This is a genomic window from Pseudoroseomonas cervicalis ATCC 49957 (assembly GCF_000164635.1).
GTDB lineage: Bacteria > Pseudomonadota > Alphaproteobacteria > Acetobacterales > Acetobacteraceae > Pseudoroseomonas > Pseudoroseomonas cervicalis.
Genome location: NZ_GG770778.1, coordinates 945,865 through 955,436 on the forward strand (window position 1 = coordinate 945,865; position 9,572 = coordinate 955,436).

The 9,572-nt window shown below is 70.7% G+C and carries 8 protein-coding genes; 7 read left to right on the forward strand and 1 reads right to left on the reverse strand.

Going from position 1 to position 9,572, the window contains the following annotated elements; genetic code table 11:
* The 6 genes from HMPREF0731_RS11245 to HMPREF0731_RS11270 all read left to right on the forward strand — a co-directional run.
* The coding region (locus tag HMPREF0731_RS11245; protein ID WP_211207922.1) for a DUF4115 domain-containing protein at positions 1–424 on the forward strand (424 nt) is incomplete at its 5' end.
* 95 nt (positions 425–519) lie between these two features.
* Positions 520–1,695: a flavodoxin-dependent (E)-4-hydroxy-3-methylbut-2-enyl-diphosphate synthase gene (gene ispG, locus HMPREF0731_RS11250; protein WP_007004246.1), complete on the forward strand. Its 1,176-nt coding sequence runs from the start codon at positions 520–522 to the stop codon at positions 1,693–1,695.
* A gap of 5 nt (positions 1,696–1,700) precedes the next feature.
* A complete protein-coding gene (gene hisS, locus HMPREF0731_RS11255; protein WP_083854497.1) occupies positions 1,701–3,020 on the forward strand; it encodes a histidine--tRNA ligase in 1,320 nt (439 codons plus the stop codon).
* A gap of 169 nt (positions 3,021–3,189) precedes the next feature.
* Positions 3,190–4,245, forward strand: coding sequence for a peptide chain release factor 1 (gene prfA / locus HMPREF0731_RS11260; protein WP_007004248.1), 1,056 nt, complete (start codon positions 3,190–3,192; stop codon positions 4,243–4,245).
* Positions 4,238–5,101 carry a peptide chain release factor N(5)-glutamine methyltransferase gene (prmC, locus tag HMPREF0731_RS11265; RefSeq protein ID WP_007004249.1) on the forward strand — a complete coding sequence of 288 codons (864 nt, stop codon included), beginning with the start codon at positions 4,238–4,240 and terminating at the stop codon, positions 5,099–5,101. The genes prfA and prmC overlap by 8 nt, the downstream gene beginning before the upstream one ends.
* Before the next feature lie 323 nt (positions 5,102–5,424).
* Positions 5,425–5,763, forward strand: coding sequence for a DUF4167 domain-containing protein (locus HMPREF0731_RS11270; RefSeq protein ID WP_245538307.1), 339 nt, complete (start codon positions 5,425–5,427; stop codon positions 5,761–5,763).
* A gap of 131 nt (positions 5,764–5,894) precedes the next feature.
* On the opposite strand, the gene HMPREF0731_RS11275 is transcribed toward HMPREF0731_RS11270, so the two are convergent.
* Positions 5,895–6,653 (reverse strand): MOSC domain-containing protein, encoded by a 759-nt coding sequence (locus HMPREF0731_RS11275; protein ID WP_007004251.1) that lies wholly within the window; start codon positions 6,651–6,653, stop codon positions 5,895–5,897.
* Positions 6,654–6,787: 134 nt separating this feature from the next.
* Here HMPREF0731_RS11275 and clpB point away from each other — a divergent pair, with 134 nt between their 5' ends.
* Positions 6,788–9,352, forward strand: a complete 2,565-nt coding sequence (gene clpB, locus HMPREF0731_RS11280; protein WP_007004252.1) for an ATP-dependent chaperone ClpB — start codon at positions 6,788–6,790, stop codon at positions 9,350–9,352.
* Positions 9,353–9,572 lie beyond the last annotated feature (220 nt).

Here is a 9,572-nt window from a genome sequence, read left to right on the forward strand (position 1 = left end):
CCCGGTCGCCCCCGGCGTGACCGGCCCAGGCACGCAGAATGGCGTGCCTGTGGCGCCGGGCACCATCACCCCGGCCCCCGCTGCGCCCGCCCCGCCGCCGCTGGCACCCTCCGGCGCCGCCGAGTCGCCGGCCGGGAACGGCCAGGCCATCGTGCTGCGCGCCTCGCAGGATTCCTGGGTGCAGGTGCGCGACTCGCGCAGCGGCCGGGTGGTGTTCAGCCGCGTGCTGCGCCCCGGCGAGACCTATGATGTGCCGCAGGCGCCGAACCTGGTGCTGACCACCGGCAAGGCCGAGGCCCTGGCCATCGAGGTGGGCGGCGTGCCGAGCCCCGCCATGGCCGAGCAGGTCGGCGTGCGGCGCGACATCCCGCTGGATGCCGCCCGGCTGCGCGACGCCCAGCCCGGCCAGCTGCCCACCCGCTAGCGCCGCGCCGGCGGGGCTGCCCGCCGGCGTGTCTTGGCCGGGCGCCGCTCTGCTGCCATATCGGCCCCATGCCCCAGCGGAAGGCCTGAACCGCCATGTCCTATCGCCCCTACCAGCAGATCCTGCGCCGCAAATCCCGGCAGATCCGCGTCGGCAAGGTGCTGGTGGGCGGAGACGCGCCGATCTCCGTCCAGACCATGACCAACACCCCCACCGAGGATGCCGCGGCCACCATCGCGCAGATCCGCCGGGCGGAGCTGGCCGGCGTCGACATCGTGCGCGTCTCCTGCCCGGACGAGGCCTCGACCGCCGCGCTGGCCGAGATCGTGCGCGAGGTGAATGTCCCGATCGTGGCCGACATCCACTTCCACTATAAGCGCGCGCTGGAAGCCGCCGCGGCCGGCGCCGCCTGCCTGCGCATCAATCCGGGCAATATCGGCAGCAAGGAGCGGGTGAAGGAGGTCGTCAAGGCCGCCCGCGACCATGGCTGCTCGATCCGCATCGGCGTCAATGCCGGCAGCCTGGAGCGCCACCTGCTGGAGAAATATGGCGAGCCGAACCCGGAGGCGCTGGTGGAAAGCGCGCTGTGGCACGCCGCGCACCTCCAGGAGCTGGATTTCCACGAGTTCAAGATCAGCGTGAAGGCGTCCGACGTCTTCCTGGCGGTCGCCGCCTATCAGCAGCTGGCCGAGGCCTGCGACCACCCGCTGCATATCGGCATCACCGAGGCGGGGGGGAAGCGCACCGGCACGGTGAAATCCTCGATCGGCCTGGGCAGCCTGCTCTGGGCCGGCATCGGCGACACGCTGCGCGTCTCGCTCTCCGCCGAGCCGGAGGAGGAGGTGCATGTCGGCTGGGACATCCTGAAGTCGCTCGGCATCCGGCATCGCGGCGTCAAGATCATCTCCTGCCCCTCCTGCGCCCGGCAGGGCTTCAACGTCATCGAGACGGTGGCGGCGCTGGAGGAGCGGCTGGCGCATATCGAGGTGCCGCTGAGCCTGTCGATCATCGGCTGCGTGGTGAACGGGCCGGGCGAGGCGCTGATGACCGATATCGGCGTCACCGGCGGCGGCAATGGCCGGCACATGGTCTATGCCGCCGGCAAGACCGACCACACCATGGGCCAGGAGGGCATGGTCGACCACATTGTCGGCCTGGTCGAGGCGAAGGTGGCGGAGATCAAGGCGGCCATGCCCAAGGATGGCGCGGCCGCCGACAACGAAGGCGGGCACCCGGCGCCGGGCGCCCCCAGCAAGCAGGCAGCGGAGTAACGGCGTTGAGCGGAATGCAGCCGGTTCGTGGCACCAAGGATCTGATCGGCGACGCGTTCCGCCGCCACCACCATGTCGTCGAGACGGCGCGCCACGTCACCGGCCTCTATGGGCTGGAGGAATGGGCGACGCCGATCTTCGAGGCCACCGGCGTCTTCGCCCGCACCCTGGGCGACACCTCCGACGTGGTGACCAAGGAGATGTACAGCTTCGAGGATCGCGGTGGCGATTCCGTCACGCTGCGGCCCGAGGGCACGGCGGGCATCTGCCGTGCGCTGGTCTCCAACGGGCTGACCCAGGGCGGGCTGCCGCGCAAGGTCTTCTATGCCGGCCCGATGTTCCGCTACGAGCGGCCGCAGAAGGGCCGCTACCGCCAGTTCCACCAGATCGGCGCCGAGATCCTGGGCGCGGCCGAGCCGCTGGCCGATGCCGAGGTGATCGCCTGCGGCTGGCAGATCCTGCAGCATCTCGGCATCGATGACGGGGTGGTGCTGGAGATCAACACGCTGGGCGACGCCCCCAGCCGCGACGCCTATCGCGCCGCGCTGGTCGCCTATTTCACCGCGCACCGGGACAAGCTCTCCGCCGACAGCCAGACGCGGCTGGAGAAGAACCCGATGCGCATCCTCGACAGCAAGGATGCCGGCGACAAGGCGCTGGTGGCCGATGCGCCGACCATCTTCGAGCACCTGACGCCCGAGGCCGCGACCTTCTTCGAGAAGGTGCTGGGGCATCTGGACCGCTTCGGCGTGCCCTACCGCAAGAATCCGCGCATCGTGCGCGGGCTCGACTATTACAGCCACACCGCCTTCGAGTTCGTCACCGACCGGCTGGGCGCCCAGGGCACGGTGATGGCCGGCGGCCGCTATGACGGGCTGGTGCAGGAGATGGGCGGCCCCGCCACCCCGAGCGTCGGCTGGGCCGCGGGCATCGAGCGCCTGTCCGAACTGCTGGCCGAGACGCCGGAGGCGACGCGCCCCGTGGCCGTCATCCCGGTCTCCGAGGCCGAGGAGGGCCCGGCGCTGGCGCTGCTGCAGATGCTGCGCGCCAGCGGCGTGCCGGCCGAGATGGCCTACAAGGGCAATCTGAAGAAGCGCATGGAGCGGGCCAACCGCATCGGCGCGCAGGCGGCCGTCATCCTCGGCGAGAGCGAGGTGGCGGAGAATGTCGTGCTGGTGCGCAACCTGCAGGATGGCACGCAGGAGCGGGTCGGGATCCCTGGCCTGCTCTCGGCGCTCGCCGCCGCCGGGGTGGTGGACGCCATGCTGGAGCAGGTGGTCGAGGGGCTGGAACTGGTCGCCGAGGATGGCGAAGAAGAGAACTGAAAAAGATCTGGGGGAATGAATTCCCCCAGACCCCCATCTTCTTTTTATCAGGCTGCCGCGCCCCGGTGGCCAGGCGGGACGCCAGCCGACAACGGAGGCTGGCCCTGACAGAAAAAAGAAGGGGGCTTGGGGGAAATTCATTCCCCCAACCTGCCCTTGGAAAGCACGCATGAAACTGCCGGAAAAGCTCGACCGCCTGCTCTACCGCGCCGATGAGCTGCGGGCCCTGCTGGAGACGGCGGAGGGCGCGCAGGTCGGCGCGCTGGCCAAGGAGCTGTCCGAGCTGGAGCCGCTGGTCGCCCAGGTGGAGGCGCTGCGCGCCGCCGAGCGCGCCCGCGACGAGGCCGAGGCGCTGCTGGCCGACCCCGAGATGCGCGAGCTGGCCGAGGCCGAATACTACGCCCAGCGCGACGCCGTGCCGGTGCTGGAGCGCGAGCTGCGGCTGATGCTGCTGCCCAAGGACGCGGCGGATGCCGGCAGCGCCATCCTGGAAATCCGCCCCGCCGCCGGCGGCGACGAGGCCGGGCTGTTCGCCGCCGAGTTGTTCGCCGCCTACCAGAAATACGCCGCCGCGCGCGGCTGGCGCTTCGGCGTGCTGGATTACGACGAGTCGGAGCTGGGCGGCATCAAGGGCGCGGTGGCCGAGGTGGAGGGGCAGGGGGTCTTCGCCCGGCTGAAATTCGAGAGCGGGGTCCACCGCGTGCAGCGCGTGCCGGCGACCGAGACGCAGGGGCGCATCCACACCTCCACCGTCACCGTCGCCGTGCTGCCGCAGGCGGAGGATGTGGATGTGCAGATCAATGAGAGCGATCTGCGCATCGACACCTACCGCGCCAGCGGCGCCGGCGGGCAGCATGTGAACAAGACCGACAGCGCCGTGCGCATCACCCACATCCCCACCGGCACGGTGGTGGCGATGCAGGAGGAGCGCAGCCAGCACAAGAACCGCGCCAAGGCGATGAAGGTGCTGCGGGCCCGGCTGTATGAGGCGCAGCGCAGCCAGGCGGTGGCCAGCCGCTCGGCCGACCGGCGCGCCCAGGTCGGCACCGGCGACCGGTCGGAGCGCATCCGCACCTACAATTTCCCGCAGGGGCGCGTGACCGACCACCGCATCGGCCTGACGCTGCACAAGATCGACCGGGTGATGCAGGGCGAGATGGACGACATCATCGACGCGCTGATCGCCGAGGACGAGGCCGCGCGCCTCGCCGCCGAGGGTGTCTGACTGCGCCGACCCCGCCGGCACGGTGGGGGCCTTCCTCTGCCGCGCCGGGCAGCGGCTGCGCGCCGCCGCCATCGAGGCGCCGCGGCTGGAGGCCCGGCTGCTGCTGGCCGAGGCGATGGCGACCAGCCAGGAAGCCCTGTTGCGCGAGCCGCGCGCGGCGGTGGCGCCCGACGCCGCGTCCCGCTTCGCCGCGCTGCTGCAACGCCGCCTGGCGCATGAGCCGATGGCCTATCTGCTCGGCCGCCAGGGCTTCTGGACGCTGGAGCTGGAGGTCTCGCGCGACACGCTGATCCCGCGCGCCGATTCGGAAGCCATCGTCGAGGCGGCGCTGGAGGTCTTTTCCGGCCCCGGCGGACGGGTGCTGGACCTCGGCACCGGCACGGGCTGCCTGCTGCTGGCGGTGCTGGCGGAGCGGGCAGGGGCCTTCGGGGTGGGGGTGGACCTGTCCCCCGGCGCGGCGGCGCTGGCGGCGCGCAACGCGGCGCGCAGCGGGCTCGCCGGGCGGGCCGCCTTCCTGGCCGGGGATTGGGATGCGGCGCTGGCCGGGCGCTTCGACCTGGTGCTGTCCAACCCGCCCTATATCGAGAGCGCCGTGGTGCCCGGGCTGATGCCGGAGGTGGCTGGGCATGAGCCAGCGCGGGCGCTGGATGGCGGGGCGGATGGGCTGGACGCCTACCGGGTGATCGTGGCGGCGCTGCCGCGCCTGCTGGCGCCGGGCGGGCATGCGGTGCTGGAGCTTGGCCAGGGGCAGGCGCCGGCGGTCTCGGCGCTGGCGGCGGCGGCGGGGCTGGCGAGTCGCGGGCTGCGGGCCGATCTCGGCGGGGTGGAGCGCGCCCTGGTTCTGGCTGCCCGCTGAAAAAAACCGTTTGGCGCTGCAGCGCGGTGCGACTAGGGTGGCCTTGCGGACCCGGGCGGAGTGCCCCCCGGCAGGACCCGCCGGGGTGGCCCATATGGCAAGGTGCCATCGCCCTCCGGCGCCGCAGCGATGCAACACCATCAGCCAGTGCCCCAGGGGCGAGACGGTCCTTTCCGGTCCGGTCGCCCGCAGGGCGCCAGCATGAGACGGCGAACGCAACACCGATGAACATGAAACGCATGCGCGGCCGCGGCGGCCATCGCCACGGTGGCGGGGGCGGCGGCGGCGGCGGCGGTCAATTCCGCCAGAACAACCACCAGCCGATGAACCGCAACCATGTGTTCGACTCGAACGGGCCGGACATGCGGCTGCGGGGCACCGCCCAGCAGCTTTTCGAGAAGTATCTGCAGCTCGGCCGCGACGCGACCGGCGCCGGCGACCGCGTGATGGCCGAGAGCTATTTCCAGCACGCCGAGCACTATTTCCGCATCCTGAACGCCATGGCCCAGGCCGCGCAGGCCCAGGCGCCGCGCCGCCCGCAGAACGGGGCCGAGGGCGGCGAAGGCGGCGATGCGTCGTCCGAGGCGCAGGCCGAGATGAACGGCCAGCCCAGCTATGAGGGCGAGGCCGAGGGCGCCGAGCAGCGCGAGACGGTTCAGTAAAAAAGCGGTTCTTTTTAAAAAAAGAACCAAAAACCTTTTTTCAGTTTGGCGTCCCGCCTCAGGCCAGAGGCGGGACGCCAACTGCCAAAGTCTTTTTGCTTCTTTTTCTTCAGAAAAAGAAGATTCTTCCCTTAATTCGGAACCTCTTCCAGCGCATCGCCGATGGCGACGCGCCCGCCTTCCTCCACGGTCGCGTGCACGCCGAGATCGGCATGGCCGAAATGCTCGCGCAGCAGGCGGGGGATATCGAGGTCGCGTTCCCCGGTCTGCAAATTCACCTGGGTCGCCGGGCAGCGCACCGTGCGCTTGAACACGGCGAGCCGGGCGCCGCCCAGCAGCACCTCCCGCCCCACCCAGTCGAACTCCGCCCAGGCCGGCAGGCCGCTGAAATAGACGTTGGCGCGGAAGCGCAGCGGGTCCAGCTCCTGGCCGATCGCCTGCTCCAGCGCCGCCAGGCTGGCCAGGTTGATCAGCGAGACGCCCTTCTTCTTCTGGTCGGTGAAGGCGTGGCCCGGGGCCTCGGTGAAGCGGGGGGTGCCGCGCGCCTCCTCGCCCAGGTAGCGGGTGAGCGCGGCGCCGAGCGTGGCGCGGCCCTCCTCGGTGGCGGTGTCGGCGCTGAGCGGCGGCTCGCCGGGAATGCGCAGGGCGAGGCGGCCGCTGCGCTCGTCATAGGCGGAGGCCAGCAGCGCCAGCTTCGCATTGGCCATCAGGCAGGCGAAGTTCTGCTTGGGCAGGAAGCGCGGCGCCGCCTCCTCGAAGGGGGCGTCGCCCTGGACCAGGGCGAAGCGCCGGTCCTGGGGCAGGCACTCGCCGGCGGTGAGCTCCACCTCCTCCAGCGCCTCGGCCGAAAGGCCCTTCACGGGGTAGCGGTAGAGACGCTCGACGCGCATCGGTTCAGCTCCTGATTTTCCGGCCGCGGCCCCTTGAAGCGGCGCGGCATGGCCTACCACATCCAAGCACGAGCGGTGGCTGGCGTCGCCTTCTGAGGGGCGCCGGAGCACCGGTTGCCTCGGAGGAGGGACATATGGACATCGAGAAATTCACCGAGCGCGCCCGCGGGTTCCTGCAGGCCGCGCAGACCATCGCGATCCGCGAATACCATCAGCGTATCACGGCCGAGCACCTGCTGAAGGCCCTGCTGGACGACGAGCAGGGCGCGGCGGCGGGGCTGATCCGCGCCGCCGGCGGCGACCCCGCCCCGGTCAAGGCCGCGGTCGAGGCCGAGCTGTCGAAGCTGCCCAAGGTGCAGGGTGGCGGCGCCGGCCAGCCGCAATTCATGCCCGACATCGTGCGGGTGCTGGATGCCGCGCAGCAGCAGGCGGCCAAGGCCGGCGATGCCTTCGTGGCGCAGGACCGGCTGCTGGTGGCGCTGGCCGCGAGCGACACCCCGGCCGGCCGCGCGCTCGCCAAGGCCGGCGCCACGGCGCAGAAGCTGGAGGCGGCGGTCGAGACGGTGCGCAAGGGCCGCAAGGTCGACAGCGCCAGCGCCGAGCAGCAGTTCGACGCGCTGAAGAAATACGCCCGCGACCTGACCGAGGCGGCGCGCAGCGGCAAGCTCGACCCGGTGATCGGCCGGGACGAGGAGATCCGCCGCACCATCCAGGTGCTGGCCCGCCGCACCAAGAACAACCCGGTGCTGATCGGCGAGCCCGGCGTCGGCAAGACGGCGATCGTCGAGGGGCTGGCGCTGCGCATCGTCAATGGCGACGTGCCGGAGGCGCTGAAGGAGAAGCGCGTGCTGGCGCTCGACCTCGGCGCCATGGTCGCCGGCGCCAAGTATCGCGGCGAGTTCGAGGAGCGGCTGAAGGGCGTGCTGACCGAGATCGAGCAGGCGGCCGGCGAGGTCGTGCTGTTCATCGACGAGATGCACACGCTGGTGGGCGCGGGCAAGGCGGATGGCGCCATGGACGCCTCCAACCTGCTGAAGCCGGCCCTCGCCCGGGGCGAGCTGCACTGCATCGGCGCGACCACGCTCGACGAATACCGCAAGCATGTGGAGAAGGACGCGGCGCTGGCGCGGCGCTTCCAGCCCGTCTTCGTGGGCGAGCCGAGCGTGGAGGACACCGTGTCCATCCTGCGCGGCATCAAGGAGAAGTACGAGCTGCACCATGGCGTGCGGATCGCCGACTCCGCGCTGGTGGCGGCGGCGACGCTGTCCAACCGCTACATCACCGACCGCTTCCTGCCCGACAAGGCGATCGACCTGGTGGATGAGGCGGCGAGCCGGCTGCGCATGCAGGTGGACAGCAAGCCCGAGGAGCTGGACGAGGTCGATCGCCGCGTCCTGATGCTCAAGATCGAGCGCGAGGCGCTGAAGAAGGAGGAGGACGCCGCCAGCCGCGACCGGCTGGAGCGGCTGGAGCGCGAGCTGTCCGAGCTGGAAGAGAAGTCGGCGGCGATGACGGCGGCCTGGCAGGCGGAGAAGAACAAGCTCTCCGCGGCCCAGAAAGCCAAGGAGGAGCTGGACCGCGCCCGCACCGAGGTGGAGCTGGCGCAGCGCCGGGGCGACTATGCCCGGGCCGGTGAGCTGACCTACGGCATCATCCCGACGCTGGAGAAGCAGATCGCGGCCGCCGGCGACGATGGCCGGCTGGTGAACGAGGCGGTGACCGAGGAGGGCATCGCCGCCGTGGTCAGCCGCTGGACCGGCATCCCGGTCGAGAAGATGCTGGAGGGCGAGCGAGCCAAGCTGCTGCGCATGGAGGACCAGCTGCGCAACCGCGTGGTCGGCCAGGAGGAGGCGCTGGAGGCGGTGTCCAAGGCGGTGCGGCGCGCCCGCGCCGGGCTGCAGGACCCGAACCGGCCGATCGGCTCCTTCCTGTTCCTGGGTCCCACCGGCGTCGGCAAGACCGAGCTGACCAAGGCCATCGCCAGCTTCCTGTTCGACGACGAGAAGGCGCTGCTGCGCATCGACATGTCCGAGTACATGGAGAAGCACGCGGTCAGCCGGCTGATCGGCGCCCCCCCGGGCTATGTCGGCTATGAGGAAGGCGGTGCGCTGACCGAGGCGGTGCGGCGCCGGCCCTATCAGGTGATCCTGTTCGACGAGGTCGAGAAGGCGCATGAGGACGTGTTCAACGTCCTGCTGCAGGTGCTGGATGATGGCCGCCTGACGGACGGGCAGGGGCGGACGGTCGATTTCCGCAACACCCTGATCGTGCTGACCAGCAATCTCGGCTCCGAGATCCTGGCGGCGCAGCCCGAGGGCGAGGATGTGGATCTGGTCCGCGGCCAGGTGATGAACGTGGTGCGCGGGCGGTTCCGGCCGGAATTCCTGAACCGGCTGGACGAGATCGTGCTGTTCCGCCGCCTGGCGCGGAAGGATATGGGCGCGATCGTGCAGATCCAGCTCGGCCGGCTGCGGCAGCTGCTGGCGGACCGCAAGATCTCGCTGGAGCTGGACCAGGCGGCGACCGACTGGCTGGCCGAGGCGGGCTATGACCCGGTCTATGGCGCGCGGCCGCTGAAGCGGGTGATCCAGCGCAACCTGCAGGACCGGCTGGCCGGGCTGCTGCTGGAGGGCAAGGTGGCCGATGGCAGCACGGTGCGGGTGAGCGCCGGCGCCGAGGGGCTGGAACTGGCCGTCTGAGGATTTTTTGACGGTCCGGCGATTTTTCGGTGAAACCCGTTTGACAGGGACGGGAGGCGGACGTAAAAGCCGCCTCCCGACGCTGAGGCATCTCGGAAGAGACGACAAAGCGAAGGGCGCCGAAGAAAACTTCGGCGGGGTGCTTGACCGGCGAAGAGAGTTTCGCTAGATACGGCGCCCCGCTGAATGACAAATCGGTGGACGCTCTGGCCGCGAGGCC

Excerpts from the sequence above, each read along its gene's own strand:
- ispG (WP_007004246.1), top strand. The coding sequence starts at position 520 with ATGTCCTATCGCCCCTACCAGCAGATCCTGCGCCGCAAATCCCGGCAG.
- prfA (WP_007004248.1), top strand. The coding sequence starts at position 3,190 with ATGAAACTGCCGGAAAAGCTCGACCGCCTGCTCTACCGCGCCGATGAG.
- clpB (WP_007004252.1), top strand. The coding sequence starts at position 6,788 with ATGGACATCGAGAAATTCACCGAGCGCGCCCGCGGGTTCCTGCAGGCC.
- HMPREF0731_RS11270 (WP_245538307.1), top strand. The coding sequence starts at position 5,425 with ATGAACCGCAACCATGTGTTCGACTCGAACGGGCCGGACATGCGGCTG.
- HMPREF0731_RS11275 (WP_007004251.1), bottom strand. The coding sequence starts at position 6,653 with ATGCGCGTCGAGCGTCTCTACCGCTACCCCGTGAAGGGCCTTTCGGCC.